This is a genomic window from Enterococcus raffinosus (genome assembly GCF_001886185.1).
GTDB classification, from domain to species: domain Bacteria; phylum Bacillota; class Bacilli; order Lactobacillales; family Enterococcaceae; genus Enterococcus_A; species Enterococcus_A raffinosus.
In genome coordinates this window covers 99482-125117 of the sequence record NZ_JXLA01000008.1, presented here as the reverse complement: position 1 = coordinate 125117, position 25636 = coordinate 99482, and the positions used below count along the sequence as shown (strand labels likewise).

Here is a 25636-nt window from a genome sequence, read left to right as displayed (position 1 = left end):
ATGAACTAGCTGCGAGTTCCACTTCGTGCTTTTAGCACGATTAGTGGCATCGTAGACGTACGAAGATTTCTCGAATTTTTACTTTTGAGCTAGCTGCCAGTCCGACTTTTCGCAGTTTATTTGTACTGATACGAAGAAACTCAAAACGATTCCTCACCTTTCCAGCTAACGGTTCATTCTTTACTTCTCGACACATTTTTTCTATGATAGATTCAGCCATGCTCTTTCATGGAAAATGACGAGAAGGTCTTCTCGCCCTAGGAGGTTTTAACATGGAACTTTTTGAAACAATGCTTCAACACTCATCGGTTCGTTCCTTTACTCAAGAACCGCTATCTCAAGAGTTAAAGAAAGAATTGGCCTTAGCCGCACAAAGCGCCAGCAGCTCCAATTTTCTGCAAGCCTTCTCGATAATTGAAATCACGGATGCAGAAAAAAGAAAGGCCATCGAACAAATTGCTAAGTTCCCCGTCGATAATGGCGACAAAGGAGAGCTTTTTATTTTTGTTGCCGATTTAAATAAGCATGCACAGGTATTAGCGTTGAACAATGATTCCACAGAATACCTTCGGACGATGGAATCTTTGGTGGTTTCAGTCGTTGATGCTACTTTAGCTGCCCAATCAATGGCCGTTTACGCTGAATCATCCGGTCTAGGAATCTGCTACGTTGGCGGCATTCGAAACAATTTATTCCAAATGAAGGAATTATTGGAACTGCCCGAATTAACCTATCCTGTTTTTGGGATGTTCGTTGGCTACCCAGCTGAAAAAAATGAGGTAAAACCGCGGCTACCACTCGATGCAGTCCTTGGCGAAAATACCTATCAGGTATTGAATGCTGACAAGATCAATCGCTACAATGAGGAGACGGCAGCATATTATCACCAGCGCAACAGCAACACACAAGAAACGAATTGGTCGGAAAAGGTTCGTCAGCATTTTGACTCTCCACGACGTTCAGATACTCTTGAATTTCTAAAAAAACAAGGTTTCGTCTTTTAACCGAAACCTTGTTTTTTCTTACTCTGTTGGTATAACGGCAATAACACGGACATTAAAGCCTGGTGCATCTTTGACTTTTGGAACTCCGATGATGATCGCGCCACCGACAGCTGGAAGTTCAGTCAGTCGATTCAATACTTCGACTTGAAATTTATCCTGCTGCAGCCAATACAGCTCACCGATCAGCCCAGCATTTTTCGTGCAATCAATAGCAGCATCCGTATCTAATGTTTCATGACCAATCGCGGTCACATTTCGTTCTTCGTGTAAAAATTTCAGTGCTTCTAATGACCAACCTGGCGTATGTGCTTGCCCATCTTGATCGACATTGTAGAACGTTTCTGGATCTTGCCAACGTTTCGACCAGCCGCTGGCAAATGCGACAAAGCTATCTGCTGGAATCTCTCCATATTCCTCTTCGAACTGCTTAATGTCTTCAACAGATAGAATATAATCGGAGTTTTTTGCAACTTCTTTTTCTTTGTTAATCACAATGAGCGGCAGCATAAAATCTTTGATCGGCAGCTGATCCACCGACACACGTTCCTCAACAAAATGCACGGGTGCATCAATATGAGTTCCGTATTGAGTAACCAGTTGATACTCCTTCGCAAAAAAGCCATCTTCCTTTACTGTAACCAACGTTTTTTCCCGCATTGGCTGAAACGATTGAAAATAAGGAATCCCGCCATAAATATTGTGACTTAAATCAACCCATTGTTGCTGTTTTAGAAAGGCAATACTGTTTGTAATCTCACTCATACTATTCCTCCTGTCATTAGAACGCTTTCATTTTATCCTAACGATACCGAGAAAAGATTCCCCTGTCAAATCACTGTTTATTAAAAGAAAAAGGCGTTGTGACAAAAATTGTCACAACACCCTTATGATTACTCATTTACTAAAACAATTTTTCCTTTGGCATGATGAGTCGCACTTAATTCATGTGCTTCCGTCACTCCTTCGGCTGTAAGAGGATACGTATGGCCAACGATACTCTTCACTTTGCCCTCTGTCATCAAATCCGCAATTTCTTGCAATTGCTTACCATCCGGTTGAAGCCAGATACTTTCAGCCACAGCAACATTTTTAGCTAATTCTTCATCCGGTGCACCAACGATCGAAATTAAACGACCATCCGAATTCAACACCTTAAAGCTGTCTTTTTGAACATCTCCGCCCATTGTATCAAAAACCAAGTCGATGTCTTCCAAGACTTCTGAAAAATCAGTCGTATGGTAATCAATCACTTGATCGGCGCCTAGCTCCTTAAGTAATTCATGGTTTTTCTTACTTGCTGTGGTAATAACCGTTGCTCCAGCATTTTTGGCTAATTGAATTGCATAGATTCCTACACCGCCGGCTCCAGCGTGAATCAGAACCTTTTCACCCGCTTTTAATTTTCCATGTGTAAATAATGCTTGATAAGCAGTTAATCCAGCCAACGGCACCGCCGCTGCTTCTTCAAAAGAGATTGAATCAGGCTTCTTCGCTAATAAATGATCATCTACAATTGTGTAATCCGCATATGTACCAAAACGAGTTGTTTCTGGGCGAGCAAAAACTTCTTGTCCTATGTGCCAATCCTTAACCTCTGAACCAACTTCAACGATTTCACCCGCAACATCCCAACCTAAAGTAATCGGAAAATCCCAAGGCATCATTTGAGCCAGATAGCCTTCACGTAATTTCCAATCAATCGGATTGACGGATGTCGCCTTAACTTTAACTAGTACTTGATGTTCGCCTAATTCAGGCAAAGTGATTTGACTTTCTTTCAATTGGTCCGCATGACCGTATTCTTCTATTACAACTGCGCGTGTTTCCATTCGTGCATCCCTCCATATCGAACCATTATAGAAGCTTGAACGAAAATTCGGAAATGATTTGCTTTAATCAAAAAAGTGAGACGCTAGCAGATAATCAATTTGGTATTTTTCTGCCAATTTTTTTAAATAAAGCAACGCCTGATCATCCGTTTCAGTCATTTGATCCAAAAAAGTAAAAAAACGCTGTCTTTCTTCTGGGGATGCTACCCTTTTGAAATAGCCCCAGACATGCTCGTAAGCATTTCGCTGGGCCTTTAAATTAATCGGCAGATTTTGTACGGTATTTAGGTGTTGATAAAACTGTTTGTTTTTTTCTTCTGACCATTGATTCCCAGAAAAAAGCTGCCGCAGCGCCAGATATTCTTTTTGGGAACGCGCCATAACGAAATATTTCCATCGAGCCCATTCTTTTTGACGTCCCTGCATTTCCTTCACCTCATTTTTAACATCATACTCACTAATGGTAGGAATGATTTAAATGAATTATTACATAAATCTGAATAAAAACGTGTGTCGAATGCTCTTGCTGTATCTAGCTCTTCCTGATATGCGACAAAAAGACTGCAGAACCCTGTCTGCAGCCTCAATGTTGATTTATCTTCTTTTATAAATCAGCGATTGTTGTTCCTTCACCGAAGATAGCTTCCCAATCCCCAGTAAAATCTGTTACAGCTTGTGCGATGGATGGCATAGCCAAAGCTTGTTGAATGATATCTACACCCATTGTGGCTGCTTGACTGCCATTTTCTAAAGCGGCATTGACTTGTCCAACGTTTTTAAAGCTGGCTGCCAAAATTTTTGTCTCGCTATTTGTACGAGCAATCTCCTCTGCCATTTCAAAAATGGCTGCCCGAGGATCGATATTCAGATTTTCCATTCGGTTAAAATACGGCGCAATATAATCAGCACCTGCTGCAATGGCTAAATAAGCCTGAAATTTTGTATAGATAGCCGTAGCGGTAACGTTAATCCCGCGACGTTTCAATTCTTTAATGGCTTTTAATCCTGGTTCATTCACAGGGATTTTGATAAATACTTTTTGATCGATATTCGCTAAGATTGTTTCAGCGTCTTTGATGATGCCCTCATAGTCTGTTGCAACGACTTGTACGTGCAACGAACGATGGTCTCCAATAATCCCACGAATATCTTTCATATGTTGGAAGAAATCAATTTTTCCTTCCTTCTTTACGATTGACGGATTTGAAGTGACGCCTGCGATGGGCAACATATCAGCAAATTTTTTAATATCAGCAATATTAGCTGTGTCTAGCATAAATTCCATGATTAAAACTCCCTTGCTTATTTTATAAATCAAGCATAGCATCTTCAAGAACCTTTTTCTGCCCTCATCCAACAAAAAAAGCGAAAAGCTTTTCATCAAGCCTTTCGCTAAGGAAAATTTTTAGCAATTGCACAAATGTGCACGTCTGAAAAAAGAGCTACTTTCGTTGATGCACACGTAAAATTTCCTGTGCTGTCTCCTGATCCGTGATCAAGGTTTTAAGATAGCCTTTTTCCAGCAAAGGGGCAATCGAACGAGCCTTCGAAATCCCTCGCGCAATTCCTACAGATTGAGGAACGTTGGCTAACTCCTCTAAAGTCAGACCGATTGTCCGCTGATTCAATGCACCATTCAATCGCTTGCCGTAGGCATCATAGAAACGACAGCAGCAATCTCCTACTGCTTCCCGCAACTTTAATTCTTCATAGTCTGCCGCTGACAATAAGTCTCGCCATTGACTCTTATGATAGCTCAAAGGACCACCAATTCCAACAATAACAAAATCCAACCGTTTCCAATACTCCTTCAAATCGTGGAAATACTTCGAATGAAAGATTCCCTCCGCCAGCTCCTTGGTTTCTTGGATCACAGTAGCATTGACGAACAAGCTGGTTCCATTCAGTTTTCGAGCCAACTCATAAACCAGCGTATTGACATGGTACCGTGAATTGATATGGCTCGGCCCACCGACAACAGGAACGACAGAAACGTTCGATAGCTGCTTGGCGTCAATTTTATTTATCGCTCTGCCGACACTCGCTCCCCAAGACAACCCGATAACCATCTCGTCTGTTAATTGCCGGCGGATCCATGCGCTAGCAGCCTCAGCCAGCTGTTCTTCTTTTGTCTCTTCATTGGCATCATTTTCAGTTGGAATAAGCTCGACAGCTGTCAATCCAAAGGTCTGCTTGAATTTCTCCTCCAGTTCAAACAAGCTTGCATCAAAATGGTTGATCTTGATCTCCACGATCCCTTCCTTCTTAGCCTGACTGAGCATTCGACTGACCGTTGTTCGATAGATCGCTAATTCTTTTGCAATTTGTGCTTGTGTCAGCTCTTGTTCATAATACATATAAGCAATTTTTGCTAGTAGCTTTTTCTTATCTTCCTTCATCCATTCATCCTCCCGCCGAAATCTCTATCTCTATTCTAACAAACGATCATTTACTGCGTTCCACAAAGCGTGTATCATTAATAATTAATCAAACAAGACTGCTCTCTAAGCAGCCTGTCTGGAAAATTGGCTTCTTAGAGAACAGATCGATCACAAGAACATCAAACACCTTTCATTATGAAATCCTTGTTTGGTTCGTAGTCTTAAGGAGGAAACTAAATGTCTGTAGAAGCCGTAAAAGAATATTTTTCACACTATGGAATCGCTGAGCGTATTCAAGAATTTCCCGTATCTAGCGCCACTGTTGAATTGGCTGCACAAGCACTAAATTGCGCGCCAGAGCGTATCGCTAAAACCCTGTCCTTTAAATTGAAAAAAGCCGACAAAAGTCTCTTGATCGTCGCTGCCGGTGACGCAAAGATTGACAACGCCAAATACAAAGCCGCCTTTGGTGAACGAGCGTTAATGCTGAAAGCCGATGAAGTAGAGGCAATTATCGGACATCCAGTTGGCGGAGTCTGTCCCTTTGGAATCAACCCCGGGATCGAGGTTTATTTAGATGAATCGCTAAAACGCTTCGAAAGCGTATATCCTGCCTGTGGGGATTCCAACAACGCCATCGAATTGACTATACCAGAATTAGAAAAATACACGCATTTTAAACAGTGGGTAGATGTTTGTAAAAACTGGGAATAAAACGAGACAGGCTGTCTGTCTCGTTTTTTATATGACTCCCTGTTCAAGAATACGGCAGTCCGTTAAATAGGTTTCTAAGACACTCTTTAGCTCAGCTTGATTAACAGCGGTATCCTCTTTGAATTGATAACCCACTAATAACGCCTGCGTTGTTTCTTCGGTGATCATTCCTCGTGTTGAATCAGATGTTGGACTACCGAACGGCCCATCCCCATCTTCTAATACTAAAAGATTTTCGATATTGACGGATTTATTGCCGATTCCAGCATAGCGAGCATCGGGGGCTCCCACCGTCAAGTGGATCGAATCTGTTACTTTTTCAAGATCGTAGGCACCAAAGGGTAGCTTCCATTTTAATGAAAAATAGTTATTCAAATCAACAAGAGCATTGATCTGATACAAGCCCTTTTGCTGAACAATTCGCCGCCATAAGCTGTCAGAAGAGGGGCGAAAACGCGCGGGATCTTTTCCCAAGACACGGTACACTTTTTTTGTCGCAAGAATTTGAGGGTTTTCTTTAATACTGTCTAGGGTGTCTTCTTCTTCGATCTTTTGAATCAACGGATTCAGTATTTCCTGCCAGATCCCTTCATTGTGGGCTTCATTCTTAAACTCAATCACACTATACGCCAATGAGACACCTGCTTCTTTTACTTTTGGATCAATTGTAAGCTGCATGTTCTTCCCTCCATAGGATTCTTCTTTTCTTCCAGTTTAAACGATTTGATTGCAAAGCAAAAGCTTACTTATTCTCGTAGGTCTTCGTTATAATGAAGATATGCAATAGTAAATAAGGTTCCAACAAAAAATATCGTTTATTGAAAAGAGGAGATACTATGAAACTTACTTATCATGGTCACTCAGTGCTATCAATTGTTATGAAAGACGGTCAAAAGCTATTGTTCGATCCATTTATAACAGGAAATTCTTTGACTGATTTAACTGCTGAGGATGTTGAGACTGATTGGATTTTAGTGACTCACGGACACAGCGATCATATCGGTGATATGATCCCGATCGCTAAACGTAATGACGCGACGATTATCAGTATCGTAGAAATCTGCAACTTCGCTGAAAAAAATGGAGTGAAAAAGACTCACGGCATGAATATCGGCGGGAAATATGATTTTCCCTTTGGACGAGTAAAAATGGTCCACGCTCAACATAGCTCAGGCTATGAGGTGGACGGACAAACACTATATATGGGAGAGCCCGCCGGTTTTATTTTGCAAGCAGAAGGAAAGACCATCTATCATGCAGGCGATACCTCAAACTTTGGAGACATGGCTTTATTTGGTGAAGCCTTTGACATCGACATCGCCTTTCTGCCAATCGGAGATAATTTTACGATGGGACCTCACGAAGCCGCTAGTGCTGCGAAACGCTTACGGGCAAAACAAGTCGTACCGATTCATTACAATACCTTCCCAGTCATCAAACAGGACCCGGAAGCCTTTGTACAGCTGTTGCCGAAAAATGTCGGAAAAGTTATGCGCGTTGGAGAAACGATCGAGATTTAATTGTGAGACTGTGGACGAATCTTCGTTCACAGTCTTTTTTAGGCTGTTCTTGTTTCCATCAATTCTGCTACAATGAATAGACAGCAAACGAATGGAAAGGGGTTGCCTATGTTAAATTTTGAAAGTGACTATTTAGAAGGCGCGCATGAAAAGGTTCTTCAACGCATGCTTGAAACAAATGAGGAGAAGCTAAGCGGCTATGGTCGTGACAAGTACTCTGCTTCGGCAGTCGAAAAAATTCGCCAAGCCTGCCTTTGTCCTGAAGCAGATGTTTTCTTCATCGCTGGCGGTACGATGACCAATGCACTAGTGATCGCTTCTTTATTAAAGAAGATCGAAGGGGTCATCGCACCTGAGACAGGTCATATCACTACCCATGAGACTGGTGCCATTGAGTTCTCCGGACATAAAGTCTTAAGTCTCCCTCAAACAGATGGTAAAATTTCCGCTCGGCAAATCCGGGCATATCTTGAGCAATTTTGGACAGATGACAATCGAGCGTTCATGGTTTTTCCAGGAATGGTCTATTTATCTCATCCAACAGAATACGGCACCCTTTACTCCAAAGAGGAATTGAAAGCTATTTCTGAAGTATGTCGTGAATACAAGATTCCTCTTTTTATGGACGGCGCGCGCTTGGGCTATGGTCTGGCTAGTCCTGAATCTGATTTGACTCTGCCATTGATTGCGGAATACTGCGATGTCTTTTATATTGGCGGTACTAAGGTAGGGGCCTTTTTAGGAGAGGCGATCGTCTTCACAAAAAATAATTTGCCAGAATATTTTATCGCTCACATGAAACAGCAAGGAGCGCTTCTGGCGAAAGGACGTCTCTTGGGACTTCAATTCGATACGTTATTCACAGACCAGTTATATTTTGAGATTAGTGAACATGCTATCGCTATGGCGATGAAGTTAAAAAATGGTCTGCATGATAAAAAGTATCGCTTCTATTTAGACTCGCCCACCAATCAACAATTCGTCATTTTAGAGAATAGTCAAATGGAGGAACTAAAAAAAGAGGTTGCCTTTAGTTTCTGGGAGCAATACGATGACACTCATACCGTCATTCGCTTTGCGACAAGCTGGGCAACGAAGGAAGAAGACGTTGACGCGTTATTAGCATTGCTATAACAAAAAGGCGGATCAAACTCGATCCGCCTTTTTGTGATTCAGCTATAGACTGATTAACCGATAGGTCAAACAGGCCACGTAGCATTCATAACTTTCGGAAAAACGCATGACATTGTAGCCTAGCGCCTCACTGATTTTTTTGATTCGATATTTCACTGTATTTTTATGGATAAATAATTGTTCACTGCAAACTTGAAAATCCGCCCCAGCATCCAATAAAAAGCTGCACAACGTCATAAGCTGTTCTTTATTATCCATGATCGGAGCCAGCACACTGAGTGTCTCTTCCACTTCTGCCTCGCCAGCTTGAATCAGCTGGCTGGCGTGGGCGACTTGCCGAATTTCGCTGATAGAAAAACTCTTCTTTCCGTGAAACAGCCGTGGAAGCTGCAAAGCCACCCTATTGACCAATTGATACGTCATTCGTACATCCGTAGTATTCCGCAGCCGCGGACATAAGACGATGCTATCGATCATTTCCTGATAGGGACTGGTTTGCAGATAAGCTTCTCCTAGCTCAAGCTCAGAATCATTGTGGCAGTAGTTTCCCAATAAAACAATTAATTGATCATCCATCAATTGTGCCACACAGGTCTTATAATATTTCGACGCATAGGTCAGAATATCTTCTTTTAATTTTTTTTCTTCCCTAAGATCATTCAATTGCAACAGCCACATCAAACCAATACCCTTAACGTCAATCTTCAAATGATTGGCTAAGCGATACATCTTCTCACTTTCATCATTTAAAATGGCCTGTACTAACGCATATTCACTGACTTCTCCGTGCTTTTTGCCCCAGAGGTTCATTGCCACCTGCAGCAGCTCCACTGATTGCGCACATTCTGCTTCTGTCAGGAGGTCATGCTCCTTCAAAAGATAAAAGCGCAGCATCCCATTTTCTTTGTGGTACAGCTCTTTATAAAAGATGGCGAAATCATTTTTCTGAACCTGCTGACCATCATCCACCACAACACGACGCAGCAGCCGCTCTAAATCAACAGAGGAATTCCGCGGCCATTTGATTTGATTAATGACTTCATTGTCAGGGTTTGTCAAAATAATATTGGTCCGCAGAAGATCGGAAAGCAGCTTCAATGTCACCTCTACTGTACGCAAATGCTCCGGTAATAAGGAAATTTTCTCCAAAACCTCATTTACGATATTTTCTGTTGGACGCTCTTTTAAAATTCGAGCCATCACTTCTACGATGACTTCACTGTAGCGAATCTGATTTTGATTTTTTGGCATCTGGATAATCACAAAATCCAGTTCCTCCGCTGTTTTTATTACTTCCGGCGAGAGCCTCGGAACAACGATTCCTACATAATAAAGAATAATTCCCAGCTCGCCCATTTTATGTAACCGACAAATTGTCTCACACTGTTTTGCTATGTCGTCTTTGATGTCAAAAAAAGATGTCAGCATCAACTCTCCTGAATGGTATTCATTGGTTTCAAGTAGATCCGCACAGTCATTCATATCCGAAATATCCAAGAAAGACAAAGATGTGACTGTCTGATTTAAACAATTTGACCCACTCATTAATTGAGCATCACGCAAAGAAGGTAAACCCAACAGCTCTTTTAATTTTGCACCCAAATTTTCCCCTCCTTAAAATTTTCACATCAAATTTTATTTTTCTTCTAACCTTAGCAGATTCACTTTTCCTTGTCTATCCATTTTTCTTCAAAAAAGTCAGATTATTTCTTAAATAATTAAAAAAAGAGATGAACAGACGTCCATCTCCATTTATCTTATTTAATCGCTGTATCGGATTCGACGATTTTCCCGACGATGCCGTAGTCTTTTGCTTCTTCGGCTGAAAGCCAGAAATTACGATCAGTATCCTTTTCGATCTGTTCCAATGTTTGACCCGTTGCTTTGGCGATCAGTTTATTGACACGTTTACGCATACGTAAAATTTCTTTAGCTTCGATTTGAATTTCAGTCGACTGCCCCTGAACACCACCAGCAGGCTGATGAATCATGTAACGGGTATTGGGTAAGCTATAGCGGTTTTTCTTGTCCGCCGCCAAATAAATGGTGATCCCTGCACTGGCAACCCAGCCGGTTCCGATCATTTTTACTTTTGGTTTGATAAAGCGGATCACGTCATGAATCGTATCTCCAGATTCTACATGACCACCTTGGCTGTTGATGAACATTGTAATCGGCTCATCATTGATGGCAGATAAATACAGTAGTTGTTCTGTCACTGTCTTCGCCAATTCTTGAGTAATCTCTCCGTAAATCAAAATTGTCCGTTGATTCAATAGTTTTAACAGCATTGGATTTTTTTCTTCCATTTTTTCAGTTGCTTCTTCGGCAAATAATTCGTTCATATAAAGTACCTCCTCGATGTCTAATCGTTTCTCGTGATTCTAGTATAGCCAAAAAGTGGGAGAAATGATAGAAAGAGCAACTATTCCGACTTGTTTTGTCACAATAATGCTCATTTTCCCCGATCAGTTATGGTACACTCTCTCCTAGAAACGGTTTTTAGTGGCACTATTTTATTTTTTGTGGGATGATAAATCGTATTTTATGAATAGAAGGGGGATTTTCGTGACCTATCGAAATAAGCCTCCATCATCAGCTGCTCCTTTGAGATAATTTATACAAGGATGTCCGTTCTGCTTTTCACAGTCAGCTATGTGTGTATGCCATTTCTCTTTTTACTTTTAGGTGAGCAGTATGCAGACTATTTAGCAGAATGATCTACGTGTTGAGAATCTGACTCATTTTGCGAGTTCCACTCCAGACTTTAGTATGGAGTGGAATCGTATGCGAAACGATGATAAGAGCATTTTTCACGATTTATGAAAAATGAATACATTTATACGAAATAGGAGCAACTTACATGATTGAGGAAAAGAAAAGCTTTATCTCATGGCCTGTGCTTGCCATGATGTCATTTGTTACAGTCATCGGATTTGATGATATTATTTACAACTTTGCCAATCAAGGGTTAGGGGTTATTACTTCATGGATTATTTTACTGCTATTATATGTGATTCCTTATTCTTTAATGGTTGGGCAGCTAGGATCGGTTTTTAATCATGAGGGTGGCGGTTTAACCTCTTGGGTACGAGGAACTAGCGGGGATCGGTTAGGTTATTTTACGGCTTGGACCTATTGGGCCGCATCAATTCCTTACGTCGTTGATACCGCTAATGCTGTAGTGGTGGGCTTTGGTTGGCTCGTCAACGGAAATGATTCAATGGAAGATAAAATGTCCAACTCCATGTTTGCTTTATTGACCTTCTGTGTCTTTTTAGCTTTTATTTTCCTGCAGCGTCATTTTAAGAAATCTTTAGAGGTACTAAGCACCTTAGGCGGTGGTGCTATGTTCATCATGGCTATTCTGTTTGTTTTTATGACCTTTGCTTCATTATTTATGCCAAATGGTCACATTGAAACACAGCCAATGAACCTTGGAGCGGTCATTCCGAAATTTGACCTTCATTATTTGACAACGATCGGGTTACTGATCTATGCGATTAATGGTGCAGAGCTGGTCGCCCCTTTCGTCACACGGATGCGCAAGCCGCAAAAGGATTTCCCTAAAGCAATGATTATGTTGACGGTTATGACGATTTTCTTAACAGTCTTTGGTTCCTTCTCTTTAGGCGTCTTTTTCAACGCCCATCATTTGCCAAATAATTTAAAGATGAACGGCTCTTACTACGCATTCCAACGTTTGGGAGAATTTTTCCATCTAGGAAATACCTTGATGTATGTTTTTGCTGTTACTCAAATTATTTATATGTGCGCGCTTTTAGCTGTTCTGTTAGATGCAATGACTCGCATGCTGATCTCAGATACCGGCAAACAATTCATGCCGAAGAAGCTGACGAAGCTAAATGATGACGGCTTACCTATCAATGGCTATATCTTAACAACTGCCTTGAGTGCCTTTATCTTGCTATTAGGCGTTTTTCTACCTGAGATGAACGATATTTTCAATTGGCTATTGAACCTCAACGGGATCATTTCGCCAGGTGTTACTTGTTGGATTTTCTACGCCTTCATTAGAATTCGTTTAGACAGCCGCAAGTTCCAATCAGATTATGTCTTTATCAAAAATGATCGCATGGCCGTATTTGTTGGCGGTTGGTGTTTGGTTGTCACCGTTATCGCTACTTTGTTCGGTGTTCTGCCGCAGGATGCGCCTTACGGTTCCAGCTTATTCTGGCACGAATTGATTATTAACATCGTCGGTATTGCCGTATTGATTGGTTTAGGCTTCATTATGCCTGGCTTAGCTAAACGCGAACGAGAAAAAGAAGCGTAGCTGCATGTTGCTTTGCTTACAGACTGGTTTTCAGGTTCCTTATTGAATCTGTCAGCCAGTCTATTTCTATTCCTATTCAAAAAGATATCTACTCGTGGTAAGATGATTTCTAAATAACGTGTCATTATTCTTTCATCGAAATCATAGAAACGGGTGAGTGTTATGTTGTTGTTGGGGTCATTGGTGAACTGTCTCGCGATTATGGCGGGAAGCTTTTCTGGTATCGTTCTGAGAAATATCACAGAACAGACAAAGGATACCGTAACAAAGGGGATTTCCCTAGGGGTCGTTGCTTTGGCAATTCAAATGTCGCTACAGGCCAGCTCTTTTATTGTCATCATTATCAGTATCTGTCTGGGTGGGATGATTGGAGAATTTTTGAAGATTGAAGACTCCATGACTCGTCTCGGTTTATTTTTAGAAAATCGCTTCGCACGAGGAAATAGTAATTTCGCGGAAGGCTTCGTCACGGCTACTTTAATCTACGTGATTGGATCAATGGGGATCATTGGGGCTATCGAAAGCGGGGTTACGGGAAGTCATCAGACATTGTTCACAAAAGCTGTAATGGATGGTTTCATGTCGATTATGCTGACAGCCTCTTTAGGAATTGGGGTTCTTTTCTCTGCCTTTCCAGTGTTGATCTATCAAGGAGCCATTACAATCTTCGCGAGTGTGATCGTCCGCTATTTGCCAAAGGAGCTGCTAGATAGTTTGATGAACGAGATCAGCGCTATCGGCGGCTTGATGATCTTAGCGATTGGCTTGAATGTCATGAAGCTTACTAAAATTCGCGTCTCCAATTATTTACCGGGTATCTTGGTTTTGATCGGGATCATGGTCGTCCAATATTATTATTTTTAAAGGATCTCTCGCTTAATAAGCAGATAAAGGAGCCGTTTGACCGCTCCTTATCTGCTTATTCTTTTGGCTAAATAATATTTTGTAGTCCCAATCATAGGTACATCGTCCAATTTGCCAAATATTTCGTAGCCCAGCTTCAAGTAAAAATCTAATGCCTGATATGCTTTCGTCGTCAACGTAATGGTCGTTACCTTTTCTCGCCGTGCTTGCTCCTCCATCACCCGTATCAACTTCGAACCCACACCTAATTGTTGATACGCCTCGTCTACGCCAAGCAACGAAATATGCAGTGTATCATATTGCCGTTTGCCAACGATTCCGCCGGCTAATTGCCCATCGATCCATGCACCAAATGCGAGGATTTTCTCATCAGCTTCTGGGACCTTATCTGTAAACCGTCTTTTGTGCTGCTGATCAAATAACTCTTCTAAAAAAGGCGTCAACGTCGTTCTTTCACTTTGCTCAATCTTCACGAATTTTCTCCTAGCTTCCCTTTTATCGTAGTAAGGGTTATTTTAGCATGACTCTGACTAAAGCAAAAAGACAAAAATGAAACGAAAATGATAATTAAAAAAAAGTACATTAGAAATCTGTAAAGTAAATTATTTCTTTCTATTTCTTCTCTATACTTATAAGAAGGAATGTAAGCGTTATCTTTTGTGTTTGTGAATAATCGCACCAAAAAAGAAGGGAAGAAAAACAAATGTCTGATAAAAAGATTCGCTGGTTCACGGTCTCAATGATTGCTTTTAGTATGGTTTGGGGATTTGGCAATGTGGTCAACAACTATGCGCAGCAGGGAATCTCCGTAGTCGTTTCATGGATTCTGATCATGCTCCTCTACTTTATTCCTTACGCGTTGATTGTTGGACAGTTAGGCTCTACCTTCAAAACAAGTTCTGGCGGGGTTAGTTCCTGGGTCAAGGAAACCACTGGAAAAAGAAAAATTGCCTATTACGCTGCATGGACATATTGGGTGGTTCATATTACCTACTTAGCGCAAAAACCACAATCTGTTTTAATTGCCCTTGGTTGGGTCTTTAAAGGAAACGGTCGCGTCGCTACGGATATGAGTGTCCAAACGGTTGCTATTATCTCATTTATTATTTTCTTGATTTTCTTATTTCTTTCTACTAAAGGACTGACGACGCTGAAAGTTATCGGAAGCGTTGCAGGTTCAGGGATGCTGATTATGTCGATTCTGTTCATCATTTTAGCCGTGGCTGTCCCAACGATAGATCCTTCCTTCAAGATGGCTACACCAGATATGGGTGATGTAAAAACATATATTCCCGATTTCAACCTAAACTATTTCGCCACGATCTCCATGCTGGTCTTTGCAGTAGGCGGCGCAGAAAAAATTTCTCCTTACGTAAATTCGATTGATCGACCTACCAAGAACTTTCCGAAGGCCATGATCTTTATGGCAACCATGATCGGCTTGAGCGCCGTACTCGGCTCAGTCGCTATGGGGATGCTATTTGACAGCAACAATATTCCAGATGATCTGATGGCCAATGGTGCCTACAGCGCGTTTCAAATCTTAGGTCGCCACTTAGGCGTGGGCAATCTCTTAATGATCATCTATGGATTGGCGCAAACAGCCGTTCAATCCTCCGCTCTAGCCTTCTCAATTGATGCGCCGCTGAAAATTTTGCTTTCAGATGCAGATCCTGAGTATGTTCCTCAGTGGCTGCGGAAGAAAAATCAAAAAGGCACCCTAGTGAATGGCTATTTACTGACTGGAATCCTTGTGAGTATCATTATCATTTTGCCGATTTTTGGGATCAAGAGTATGAGCATCTTGGTTCAATGGCTGACGAACCTGAATTCCATCGTAATGCCGATGCGCTATATTTGGGTCTTCTTCGCTTACATGATGCTGAATGCTCAATACAAAAAATTCCATTCAGAATACAAATTTATTAAGAATCCAAAACTTGGTTTCATCGTAGGTTTCTGGTGCTTTGCCTTTACTATCCTCGCCTGCATCTTAGGCATGCTGCCGAAGGTTGATTATGCAGTAGATCCGCAATCTTGGATATTCCAGTTAATCTCTAACATTGTCACACCGATTGTCCTGATTTTACTGGGAATGATCCTGCCAATGATTGCTAAACGGGAACAACAATCGATCAATGAATAAATCAAGAAGCTCTGGATGAATTTAGTTGTGCTTTCATCTAGGGCTTCAGTTTGTTGACTTTATTTAATAGGGTTCCTGCCTTTTAAATTCCTATTTGAGAGGTGTATACTTAGGAAATGTATGAAGAAGGATGGGAGCTATGTCGAATTATTTGGATGAATTGGCAGCATTTTGGGATAATTTCGCAGAAGATTATGAAGCTATTCAGCAAGAATCGCTGTTCCCGATTGCTGAAGATTTACGGGACTTTTTACTAGAAGAAAAAATCATTCCCTGCGAAACCTTTTTAGATCTTGCTGGTGGAACAGGACGCTATCTAGCGACGATTCAAAGAGAGGTAAAGGAGTATCATTTACTGGATATCTCTCAAAAAATGCTATCAATCGCAGCAAAAAAAGCTAACGGCAATGTCCAACTGATCAACCAAGCACAAGAAACCTTTTTATCTCAACATAAGCAACGCTATAATGTGGTCTTTTCAGCAATGAACCCTGCTTTGGAAACAAAACAAGATTTATTGGCTGTTTGCCAAGCCAGCAAGGATTGGTGTCTGATCTTGCGTGTAGTAAAAGACGAAGATCACCTCTTCTCACCTTATGAAGGGCAGCAGAAGGAACTATTATTAAATGAACGGTATAAGACTTTTCTGACTGAATGGAAGATTCCTTATCAAACAAAACGTTTTGTCTATACGAAGAAGGAAGAGATTAGTCGGGATTTCTTTCAAGAGTATTTTGAAGAGGAATTCTCGAAAGTCGCGTTAGCTAAAATTATCGAAAAAAACTTTGCTAACAACGAAAAAGCAACAAATCGACAATTTCTTGATTTTGAATTAATTTATTTTCATGTGCCAAAGACTTATAATAAGAACGGATTTTAACAATTGAGGAGGCTCTCCAATGGAAGACAAGACATTTCAACGAATTAAAGAATTAACCGAGCTTCAAGGAACTAGCGGTTTTGAAGAAGACATCCGCAGCTACATGCGTGATGCGATTACGCCACTAGTCGATGAAGTACAGCAAGATGGCTTAGGCGGAATTTTCGGCTTGCGTCAGTCCGACGACAGTAAACCACGTGTCATGGTGGCGGCCCATATGGATGAAGTCGGCTTTATGCTCACAGAGATTACACCCCGCGGACTATTCAAGGTAGTCCCTTTAGGTGGTTGGAATCCCTACGTCGTTTCGGCCCAGCGTTTTACCTTAAAAACCAGTAAAGGCAATTATCCATGCATCTCCTCTTCTGTGCCGCCACATTTATTGCGTGGAACAAACGGACAAGGACAAATTAAAGTTGAAGATATCCTTTTCGATGCGGGCTTTGAATCAAAGGATGAAGCGTTAGCTTTTGGTGTTTTACCTGGAGACACCATCGTTCCTCAAACAGAAACGGTGAAAACAGCAAACGGCAAAAATATAATCAGCAAGGCTTGGGATAACCGCTATGGTTGTACAGTCATATTAGAAGCGTTGGAAGCCTTGCAAAAGGAATCATTGGATTACACCTTGATCGCTGGGGCAAATGTTCAAGAAGAAGTTGGTTTACGTGGCGCAAAGCCAGCGGTAACTAAATTCCAGCCAGATTTATTCTTCGCGGTAGATTGTTCGGCTGCGGACGATTTAGTCACCACTAACGGAACGTTTGGTCATTTAGGTGAAGGGACCCTCTTGCGGATCCAAGATCCTGGTATGATCTTACTTCCTCGATTGCGGGAATATTTATTAGACACCGCCGAAACACACAATATCCCCTACCAATACTTTGTTTCTAAAGGTGGAACGGACGCAGGAGCCGCTCATACTGCAAACGAAGGGATTCCAAGTACAGTGATTGGTGTTTGCGGCCGCTATATCCATACCCATCAAACAATGTTCAGCATAGCGGATTTTGATGCTGCTAGAGAAATGCTGATCCAAGTATTAAAGGGCTTAGACGAAAGTACAATCAAAACCATTATTGCTGGAAAATAGTCCCTTAAGAAAAATTAAATAACTTTATTAAATCCAGACTAATAAAGGGTTTTCTGACTTAATAGATGATTAAGTTGACTAGGACCAGCATTTTTCTTGCAATCAAAAATTATTTCCGTTAAGATTTAAACATATTAATAACTCCTTAGGGGAGTAACCGGCAACGTCGTTGTTGTGATATCAACAGTAAGTTAACCAGTAATGGTTTTCTGGTATCGTATGAAATGGTGAGACCTAAGACAAGTTTAAACACTTGCCTTGGGTCTCTTTTTTTGTCAGTTTTTCTTTACGCTTTCGCGTAGTTAGGAAAATGACAGCAATGGCGTGCCGAGTGAAGTGAAACAAAAATTATTGGAGGATATAAATTGACAAAACACGCGTATCAACAAGAAACAGACAAATTAATGACGGACTTGAAGACTGCACCAGAAGGTTTAAGTCAAGCAGAAGCCCAACAGCGGCTACAAGAAAATGGTCCGAATCAGTTAAAAGAGGCAAAGAAAAAATCTTCGCTGACTTTATTTTTAGAAACCTTTAAAGACGCAATGGTAATCGTTCTGTTGATCGTTGCTGTGGTACAGATGATCATGGGCGCTCATGTAGAGTCAATTGTCATCTTTGCGGTCTTGCTGCTAAACTCAATCGTAAGCGTCATTCAAACGAAAAAGGCTGAAGGTTCATTGGACGCCTTAAAAAAACTTTCTGCTCCAGATGCCAGTGTTCTCCGAGGGGGGCAAGAGCAAAGTATTCCCGCTAAAGAAATCGTGACTGGTGATATCGTCATCTTAGAAGCAGGCGATTATGTACCAGCCGACGGTCGTTTACTTGAAGCGGGTTCGCTAAAGGTTGATGAAGGAATGCTGACTGGGGAATCCACACCAGCGGAAAAAGAAATCACTACGTTAAGTAATCAAGTCCCCATCGGTGATCGAATCAACATGGTTTTTAGCGGAACGATTGTCACCTACGGACGCGGAAAATTTTTAGTAACTTCGACTGGTAGTGAAACTGAGATCGGTCAAGTCGCTGGTTTATTAGAATCGACTACAGAACAAAAGACCCCTCTTCAGCGTGGACTGGATCGTTTCAGCAAGAAATTAAGTATTGCTATTCTAGTTCTATCGTTAGTAATCCTTGGGGTTCAGCTCCTGCAAGTTTTCTTAGATGGTTCAACCGATATGACACAAGATATCGTCAACGCCTTTATGTTTGCTGTAGCTGTTGCTGTAGCTGCCATTCCTGAAGCGTTACAATCGATTGTTACCATTGTACTTTCCTTAGGAACGAAGAAAATGGCGAAACAGCATGCGATTATCCGCAAGCTGCCAGCAGTAGAAACATTAGGCTCAACCAGTATTATTTGTACAGATAAAACAGGAACACTTACACAAAACAAAATGACAGTTGTGGACCATTTCTTAGCCGATGGACAAAGTGGTGAATTTTCAAAAGATCCGAAGCAGTGGGAAGCAGACGAACAACGCTTGATTGAAATCAGTGTGTTAGCCAATGATGCAACGATTAGCGAAGATGGCACCAAATTAGGCGATCCTACAGAGATTGCTTTAATAGATTACAGTGAGCAGCAAAATCAATCCTATCGGGAATTACGAAAAAAATATCCCCGTGAAGCCGAGCTGCCCTTCGATTCTGATCGGAAATTAATGTCCACACTCCACACGATCGATCAGCAAAAGATCATGGTAACTAAAGGTGGACCAGATATCGTTTTTGAACGCAGCTCGAAAGTTTTACTCGATGGTCAAGTCGTCGATTTTACAGCTGACTTAAAAAGCCGTTTCCAGAAGCAAAATGAAGCCTTTTCTGAACGTGCATTACGTGTTTTAGCCTTTGCTTATAAAGAAGTAGCATCTGATTCATTAACGCTAAATGACGAAGAAAATCTTGTCTTAGTCGGTTTACTAGCAATGATCGACCCGCCACGGGAAGAAGTTTTCCAAGCGGTGGCAGATGCGAACTCTGCGGGAATTCAAACCGTGATGATTACAGGCGATCACAAAACAACCGCTGTTGCAATCGCAAAAGAGATTGGAATCTTCCAACCAGGAGACCTTGCACTGACTGGTGCTGAATTAGATCAGTTAAGTGAGCAAGAGCTAGCTGATCAATTGGAACAAATAACGGTTTATGCGCGTGTTTCACCAGAGAATAAAATCAGAATTGTTCGTGCTTGGCAGGACAAAGGGAAAATTTCTGCTATGACTGGTGACGGTGTCAATGACGCCCCTGCTCTAAAGCAAGCAGATATTGGTATTGCCATGGGTACGGGAACCGATGTAGCTAAAGATGCCTCAGCGATGGTCCTAACTGACGACAACTTCGCCTCAATCATCAAGGCAGTCGAAGTTGGACGAAACGTTTTTGACAATATCAAGAAAGCTGTCGCTTATCTATTTGCTGGTAATTTAGGTGCGATCATCGCCATCATCTTTGCACTAGCGATCGGTTGGGCAAATCCATTTACAGCCTTACAGCTGCTCTTTATTAACCTAGTCAACGACTCACTGCCGGCAATCGCCTTAGGTATGGAAAAAGCAGAACCAACGATAATGAAACGACAGCCTCGTGATCCAAACAGTGGGATCTTTACCGGTAAAACATTAGTCTCAGTCACTTACAGAGGAATCCTAATCGCTTTAGCTGTCATTGCTGCCCAATGGATTGGAAATCAGCAGTCTGCAGAAATGGGTGTCGCGATGGCCTTCTCTACCCTGATCTTAAGTCGGACACTGCAAACCTTTGCGGCACGTTCAAACACACAAACTTCCTTACAAGTTGGTTTGTTCTCCAATAAAATGGTTCTACTTGCTATTCTTGTCTGTGCCGGACTATTCAGTCTGACATTATTGCCGGGCTTGCGTGAAGTCTTCGCTATTCCAACTGCCTTCGCTTTGAAGGAAATTGGTTTAGCCCTCGCCTTAGCTACTTCAGCAGTTCTATTAATGGAGATTACTAAGTTGATTATAGTTAAAGTCCAAGAACCTAAAACAAAGACACAATTAAACAATTGCTAAATTCACATAAAAAGGCAGTGCCCAAAGTTGGCACTGCCTCTTTCATATTATAAAAACTGTTGCAAATAACGCTGAATTCGTGGATGATCACTTTCAAAGAATGCCTGACTGCTGCCATCGAAAGTAACTGCTCCTTCTTCTAAAAAGACAATCCGATCAGCCACTTTGCGGGCGAATTCCAAATGATGCGTCACAACAATTTGTCCATTGCCTGATTCTGCTAAATCTTTAATAACCTGTAAAACTTCTTGTGCCAACTCAGGATCTAAAGCACTGGTCGGTTCATCGTAAAGCATAAATTCTGGCTCCATCGCTAATGCTCGCGCAATCGCTACCCGCTGCAGCTGTCCACCAGATAATTGTTTTGGGTGTTCCGCCGCTTTATCCAGCAGACCAACTTTAGTCAGCAGCTGTTCTGCTTGTTTTCTTGCTTGATCCTTCGAAACCTTCTTTACTTGAGTAGGCCCCTCCATGACGTTTTGAATTACCGTCAAATGAGGAAAAAGATTGTATGCCTGAAAAACAATACTAAAATGTCCACGGTATTCTTTTAATTGTCGAAAAGACAGATTTTGTGGGAAAGTCAGATTATCCTGATCAATTTTTATGCTGCCGCTATCGGGCGTCTCTAATAAATCAATTGAACGCAGCAGTGTACTTTTTCCTGAGCCTGAGGGACCTAGGATAACCGTAGTTTCCCCTGGCTGAAAGGACAAATCAATGTCTTTCAAGACTTGATTGTTATCAAAACTTTTATTTAGTTTTTCGATTGTTAACATCTTTTTCCTCCTTAATAGACCATCCGTTTTTCAAGTACAGATTGTAAATAATTCAAGAAGGTACAAAAAATTAAATAATACAAAGCCACCATACTGTAAAGCAATAAAGGCTCATAAGTCCGAGCAGCGATCCGCTGTGCTGTCATGAAGATTTCAACAATAGTGATACTAGCCGCTAAAGAAGTATCTTTAACAAGACTCACAAAATTGTTCGATAACGGCGGCAATGCAATCTTAAACGCCTGGGGAGCAATGATTCGATGTAAAATTTGCCAACGACTCATCCCTAATGATGCTGCAGATTCGTATTGCCCTTGAGGAATGGCCAGTAAAGCGGAACGAATGTTTTCAGAAGCATACGCGCCAGTATTTAGTGAAAAAGTTAAAATCGCAGCTGTCCATGCATCCATTTGGACTCCTACTGAAGGAAGTCCAAAAAAGACAATGAATAATTGGACCAGCAGCGGAGTTCCGCGGAAGATCCAAACATAGAGAAAGAAAATGCCATTTAAGAAGCGATTTTTTGAAATCCGGGCTAAGGCTGTAATCAGTGCCAAGACCATCCCAAAAGCAAATGAAATCAGCGTTAACGGAATCGTCATCTTTAGCAATGCCCAAAATAGCGGCAACGCAGAGCTTTGAATAATATCAATTGTTCGTTCCATTCTACTTAGTCCTTTCCATTACTTAGAAATATCTTTCTTGAAATATTTTTCTGATAGTTTAGTCAATGTCCCATCTGCTTCTAGTTCTTTGATTGCTTTATCCACTTTCTTCGCTAACTCTTCATCGCCTTTATGGAACATCGCAGCTACTTCTGTCGCTTCATCTGAAGTTTTCACGATCTTGATTGGCGCATCTGGTTTTTGATTTAAATAATCATAATAGGTCACGTCATCATTCAGCGTCGCATCTGCTCGATTATCCACTACTAATTCAACTGCTTTACTGAAGCCATCGACGCTTGAAATTTCTGCGCCAAGGTCTTCCGCCATTTGCGCATAATTGCTAGTTAATGACTGAGCCGATGTCTTTCCTTTCAAATCAGCAAAATCCTTAATCTCATTGTTATCTTTATTGACGATTAACGCTGGATGAGAAACAGAATAAGGCGTACTGAACAAGTATTTTTCCTTACGTTCAGGAGTGATCGCTACTTGATTAAAGACCACGTCTGTCTTTTTCGCATCAAAGGCTGCCAGCATGGAATCCCATGGTGCTTCAACAAACTTGATTTTATAATCGATCTTTTTAGCAACCGCCTTTGCGACATCGACATCATAACCAGTCAGCTTATCATTGTCATCACGAAAAGAGAACGGTGAATAGGTTCCTTCCGTCCCTACTCTCAGGACATTTTTTGAACTTGCTTCGCCGCTATCCTTAGACTGGCATCCAGCTAAAAATAGAACCCCCACGACGAGTAAACTAGCAACTGCTATAATTGATTTTTTCATTTTTTCTCAATTCCCTTCTAGTTATTTTTTGGCCTTTTCTGTGGTTATATTAGTAAAAGCCTGTGCTAAATCATTTTGTAAATCGGAGATATCTTCAATGCCGACGGAGAAGCGGATCAATCCATCTTTGATTCCCGCTGCTTCCCGTTTCTCCTTTGGAATCGATGCATGGGTCATAACAGCTGGAACCTCAATTAGGCTTTCAACACCACCTAAACTTTCCGCTAGAGTGATCACTTTTAATGACTCAACAAATTCTGCTGATTTACTTTCATCCACTAGCTCGAAGGCCACCATACCACCAAATCCTCGCATTTGCTTCGCAGCAACTTTATGGCCACCATGACTAACAAGTCCAGGATAGTAAACAGTCGCTACATCCGGATGGTTTGCTAAGTATTCTGCGATGGTTCCCGCATTTCTTTGATGTGCTTCCATCCTTACCCCAAGAGTTTTGATTCCCCGTTGCAGTAACCAGCTATCTTGCGGGCCTAATACTCCACCTATAGAGTTTTGATAGAATCCAATTTTTTCAGCAAGTATCTCATCGTTTGTGGTTGCTAGTCCGGCAACCAGATCACTATGTCCGCCCAAGTATTTAGTCCCACTATGCAAGACAATGTCTGCGCCTAAAGCTAATGGTTGTTGCAAATAAGGGGTCGCGAAAGTATTATCCACGATTGTTAGTAAATTATGGGATTTTGCCCAATCGGTACTTTTCTTCAAATCAACAATTTTCAATAAGGGATTGCTTGGTGTTTCCAAATAGAGAGCCTTCGTTTTCTCGGTAAATGCCGCTTCAAGATGTGAAAGCTCACGACTATCCACCATGGTATAACTCAGCCCTAACGGCTTAAAGACCTTCTCCAATAAGCGGAAAGTTCCTCCGTAAACATCATCACCTAGGATTAAGTGATCTCCAGGTTGAAAGATAGACAATGTCGCATGAATGGCAGCTAAACCTGACCCAAAAGCAAAGCCCTTTACGCCACCTTCTAATTCAGCAATTAACTCTTCTAATGCGAAACGAGTAGGATTGCCTGAACGGGAGTACTCAAAATCTCCCGGTTGCCCTAATTTTTTTTGTCGATACGTTGAGGTCTGATAAATTGGTACACTGACCGCTCCTGTCAATGGATCTTCGCTGATTCCTCCGTGGATCAATTTGGTTGATAAATGCATATTAATTCCTCCTGTAAGTTTGTTTTCTGCGTTCATCTGCCAAGCAACAACACATTTTGCTTCCCCCTATCTCGAATTTTGCGTACAAAAAAAGAGGTGCAAGCTATTAAAGCTGCACCTCTTAGATTCGTCAAAATTTAGAAGTTTCCTTCATTTTCAAACGAGTTCAGAACAGTTAATAGACATGACAAATTCGTATGCTGCTTTTTTGCACCATACAACAACATGCTGATTCAACTGCTTGAAGATTACGTTTCGAAATGTTGTTTGCCATATGTCCTGACCTCCTTAAATGATTGCACTCAATTTAGCATTTACAAAATGAGAAGTCAATCAATTAAATCTCAGATAATTTTAAAATAACTTTTTCTCTTGGGCATCTCAAAGAAAGCTGCTTTTAAATCAGCTTTTATAATTCTTCAAAAATAACTAAAATATTTTTCTATAATTTCAAGACATCTGCAACAGTATAATACCCTTTTTTTTGATTCGCTAAAAAGACGGCGCAGTCACATGCCCCTTTAGCAAAACCACGCCAATCAGTGGAATGGTGGCTGATTTCCAATCGCTCTCCGAAGCCGCCAAAGAAAACCGTATGACTGCTCGGTGTATCTCCCATACGTACAGAATGATACCCAATCGAGCCTTTTTTTCGTTCGCCGGCACCTTCCCGACCATAAATCGCTAACTCAGAGAGCTCTTCCCCCAATTCATGAGCAATCAGCTCCCCCATTTCCTTTGCTGTACCGCTTGGGGCATCTTTTTTCCAGCGATCATGCATCTCTACAATTTCAATATCTGTTTCGTCACCGATTGCCGCGGCGGTTAATTGCAGCAGTCGATTCATGACATTCACCAGTTTGGACGTATTTGCGGCATAAAGAATCGGTATCACTTCTCCCGCTTGATGGAATGCTTCCTTTTCCTTTGGACTAAAGCCTGTCGTCCCACAGACCAACGCTTTTTTATATTTTTTTGCTAAGCGCAAGGTCTCTAATCTCATTTCCTTCGAAGAAAAATCAATGATGACTTCACAGGATTCAATCACTCTGGCCAAGTCGTCCACAACTTCCACACCAAGCTCATTACCGATCATCGCCACTTGACCTAAATCTTGTCCAATATAATCGCGCCCTTTAGGACCAACTCCAGCAACCAGTGTAAATCTTTCATCTTCTGCGGCTATTTGCGTGATCAATCGCCCCATCTTCCCTTTTGGTCCAACAATTATTATTTTAATCAATGCTTCTCCTCCTTATTGATAAAACGGTTTCAAAAACAGTTTACCATGTACGGAGAAAGAAAAATCTTAAAAATAGAC

At 41.4% G+C, this 25636-nt stretch carries 24 protein-coding genes; 10 read left to right on the top strand and 14 right to left on the bottom strand.

Annotated features, from left to right (window positions below; all coding sequences use genetic code 11):
* The first annotated feature begins 272 nt into the window (after positions 1 to 272).
* A complete protein-coding gene (locus tag RV13_RS06200) occupies positions 273 to 1004 on the top strand; it encodes an NADPH-dependent oxidoreductase (RefSeq protein ID WP_010745594.1) in 732 nt (243 codons plus the stop codon).
* 18 nt (positions 1005 to 1022) lie between these two features.
* On the opposite strand, the gene RV13_RS06195 is transcribed toward RV13_RS06200, so the two are convergent.
* From RV13_RS06195 to RV13_RS06175, 5 genes are all read right to left on the bottom strand, one after another.
* Positions 1023 to 1766 carry a cyclase family protein gene (locus RV13_RS06195; RefSeq protein WP_010745593.1) on the bottom strand — a complete coding sequence of 248 codons (744 nt, stop codon included), beginning with the start codon at positions 1764 to 1766 and terminating at the stop codon, positions 1023 to 1025.
* 128 nt (positions 1767 to 1894) lie between these two features.
* Positions 1895 to 2833, bottom strand: a complete 939-nt coding sequence (locus tag RV13_RS06190) for an NADP-dependent oxidoreductase (RefSeq protein WP_010745592.1) — start codon at positions 2831 to 2833, stop codon at positions 1895 to 1897.
* A 63-nt stretch (positions 2834 to 2896) separates the two neighbouring features.
* Positions 2897 to 3259 (bottom strand): DUF1722 domain-containing protein, encoded by a 363-nt coding sequence (locus tag RV13_RS06185; protein WP_010745591.1) that lies wholly within the window; start codon positions 3257 to 3259, stop codon positions 2897 to 2899.
* Between the two features lie 178 nt (positions 3260 to 3437).
* Positions 3438 to 4118, bottom strand: a complete 681-nt coding sequence (locus RV13_RS06180) for a fructose-6-phosphate aldolase (RefSeq protein WP_010745590.1) — start codon at positions 4116 to 4118, stop codon at positions 3438 to 3440.
* A gap of 157 nt (positions 4119 to 4275) precedes the next feature.
* A complete protein-coding gene (locus RV13_RS06175; protein WP_010745589.1) occupies positions 4276 to 5232 on the bottom strand; it encodes a sugar-binding transcriptional regulator in 957 nt (318 codons plus the stop codon).
* A gap of 219 nt (positions 5233 to 5451) precedes the next feature.
* Between RV13_RS06175 and RV13_RS06170 the strand changes: the two genes are divergently transcribed.
* Complete coding sequence (locus RV13_RS06170) at positions 5452 to 5928, top strand: YbaK/EbsC family protein (protein ID WP_010745588.1); 477 nt, start codon at positions 5452 to 5454, stop codon at positions 5926 to 5928.
* A gap of 27 nt (positions 5929 to 5955) precedes the next feature.
* On the opposite strand, the gene RV13_RS06165 is transcribed toward RV13_RS06170, so the two are convergent.
* Positions 5956 to 6606, bottom strand: a complete 651-nt coding sequence (locus RV13_RS06165) for a B3/B4 domain-containing protein (RefSeq protein WP_010745587.1) — start codon at positions 6604 to 6606, stop codon at positions 5956 to 5958.
* Positions 6607 to 6764: 158 nt separating this feature from the next.
* Between RV13_RS06165 and RV13_RS06160 the strand changes: the two genes are divergently transcribed.
* Together RV13_RS06160 and RV13_RS06155 are read left to right on the top strand one after the other, a co-directional pair.
* Positions 6765 to 7448: a metal-dependent hydrolase gene (locus RV13_RS06160; RefSeq protein ID WP_010745586.1), complete on the top strand. Its 684-nt coding sequence runs from the start codon at positions 6765 to 6767 to the stop codon at positions 7446 to 7448.
* A 108-nt stretch (positions 7449 to 7556) separates the two neighbouring features.
* Positions 7557 to 8582, top strand: a complete 1026-nt coding sequence (locus RV13_RS06155; protein WP_010745585.1) for a threonine aldolase family protein — start codon at positions 7557 to 7559, stop codon at positions 8580 to 8582.
* A 42-nt stretch (positions 8583 to 8624) separates the two neighbouring features.
* On the opposite strand, the gene RV13_RS06150 is transcribed toward RV13_RS06155, so the two are convergent.
* Positions 8625 to 10184, bottom strand: a complete 1560-nt coding sequence (locus RV13_RS06150; protein WP_010745584.1) for a PucR family transcriptional regulator — start codon at positions 10182 to 10184, stop codon at positions 8625 to 8627.
* Positions 10185 to 10339: 155 nt separating this feature from the next.
* A complete protein-coding gene (locus RV13_RS06145) occupies positions 10340 to 10927 on the bottom strand; it encodes an ATP-dependent Clp protease proteolytic subunit (RefSeq protein WP_010745583.1) in 588 nt (195 codons plus the stop codon).
* Positions 10928 to 11445: 518 nt separating this feature from the next.
* Here RV13_RS06145 and RV13_RS06140 point away from each other — a divergent pair.
* Positions 11446 to 12879, top strand: coding sequence for an APC family permease (locus RV13_RS06140; RefSeq protein WP_010745582.1), 1434 nt, complete (start codon positions 11446 to 11448; stop codon positions 12877 to 12879).
* A gap of 162 nt (positions 12880 to 13041) precedes the next feature.
* Positions 13042 to 13743, top strand: coding sequence for a DUF554 domain-containing protein (locus RV13_RS06135; RefSeq protein ID WP_028020526.1), 702 nt, complete (start codon positions 13042 to 13044; stop codon positions 13741 to 13743).
* A 47-nt stretch (positions 13744 to 13790) separates the two neighbouring features.
* Here RV13_RS06135 and RV13_RS06130 read toward each other — a convergent pair whose 3' ends face one another.
* Positions 13791 to 14216, bottom strand: a complete 426-nt coding sequence (locus RV13_RS06130) for a GNAT family N-acetyltransferase (RefSeq protein ID WP_010745580.1) — start codon at positions 14214 to 14216, stop codon at positions 13791 to 13793.
* Positions 14217 to 14446: 230 nt separating this feature from the next.
* Between RV13_RS06130 and RV13_RS06125 the strand changes: the two genes are divergently transcribed.
* From RV13_RS06125 to RV13_RS06110, 4 genes are all read left to right on the top strand, one after another.
* The gene (locus RV13_RS06125; RefSeq protein WP_010745579.1) at positions 14447 to 15889 is read left to right on the top strand and encodes an amino acid permease; all 1443 of its coding nucleotides are present in this window, start codon (positions 14447 to 14449) and stop codon (positions 15887 to 15889) included.
* 139 nt (positions 15890 to 16028) lie between these two features.
* Positions 16029 to 16769: a methyltransferase domain-containing protein gene (locus tag RV13_RS06120; RefSeq protein ID WP_010745578.1), complete on the top strand. Its 741-nt coding sequence runs from the start codon at positions 16029 to 16031 to the stop codon at positions 16767 to 16769.
* 19 nt (positions 16770 to 16788) lie between these two features.
* Positions 16789 to 17862, top strand: a complete 1074-nt coding sequence (pepA, locus tag RV13_RS06115; protein WP_010745577.1) for a glutamyl aminopeptidase — start codon at positions 16789 to 16791, stop codon at positions 17860 to 17862.
* Between the two features lie 365 nt (positions 17863 to 18227).
* Entirely contained in the window at positions 18228 to 20897 is a 2670-nt protein-coding gene (locus RV13_RS06110) for a cation-translocating P-type ATPase (protein WP_010745576.1), read from the top strand.
* Between the two features lie 47 nt (positions 20898 to 20944).
* Here RV13_RS06110 and RV13_RS06105 read toward each other — a convergent pair whose 3' ends face one another.
* The 5 genes from RV13_RS06105 to dapB form a co-directional block, all read right to left on the bottom strand.
* On the bottom strand, positions 20945 to 21676 hold the full coding sequence (locus RV13_RS06105; RefSeq protein WP_060789088.1) for an amino acid ABC transporter ATP-binding protein: 732 nt from the start codon (positions 21674 to 21676) through the stop codon (positions 20945 to 20947).
* 11 nt (positions 21677 to 21687) lie between these two features.
* The gene (locus RV13_RS06100) at positions 21688 to 22341 is read right to left on the bottom strand and encodes an amino acid ABC transporter permease (protein ID WP_010745574.1); all 654 of its coding nucleotides are present in this window, start codon (positions 22339 to 22341) and stop codon (positions 21688 to 21690) included.
* Between the two features lie 18 nt (positions 22342 to 22359).
* Positions 22360 to 23133, bottom strand: a complete 774-nt coding sequence (locus tag RV13_RS06095; protein ID WP_010745573.1) for an amino acid ABC transporter substrate-binding protein — start codon at positions 23131 to 23133, stop codon at positions 22360 to 22362.
* 21 nt (positions 23134 to 23154) lie between these two features.
* Positions 23155 to 24315, bottom strand: a complete 1161-nt coding sequence (locus tag RV13_RS06090) for a cystathionine gamma-synthase (RefSeq protein WP_010745572.1) — start codon at positions 24313 to 24315, stop codon at positions 23155 to 23157.
* Between the two features lie 442 nt (positions 24316 to 24757).
* A complete protein-coding gene (dapB, locus tag RV13_RS06085) occupies positions 24758 to 25558 on the bottom strand; it encodes a 4-hydroxy-tetrahydrodipicolinate reductase (RefSeq protein WP_174520501.1) in 801 nt (266 codons plus the stop codon).
* Positions 25559 to 25636: the final 78 nt, after the last annotated feature.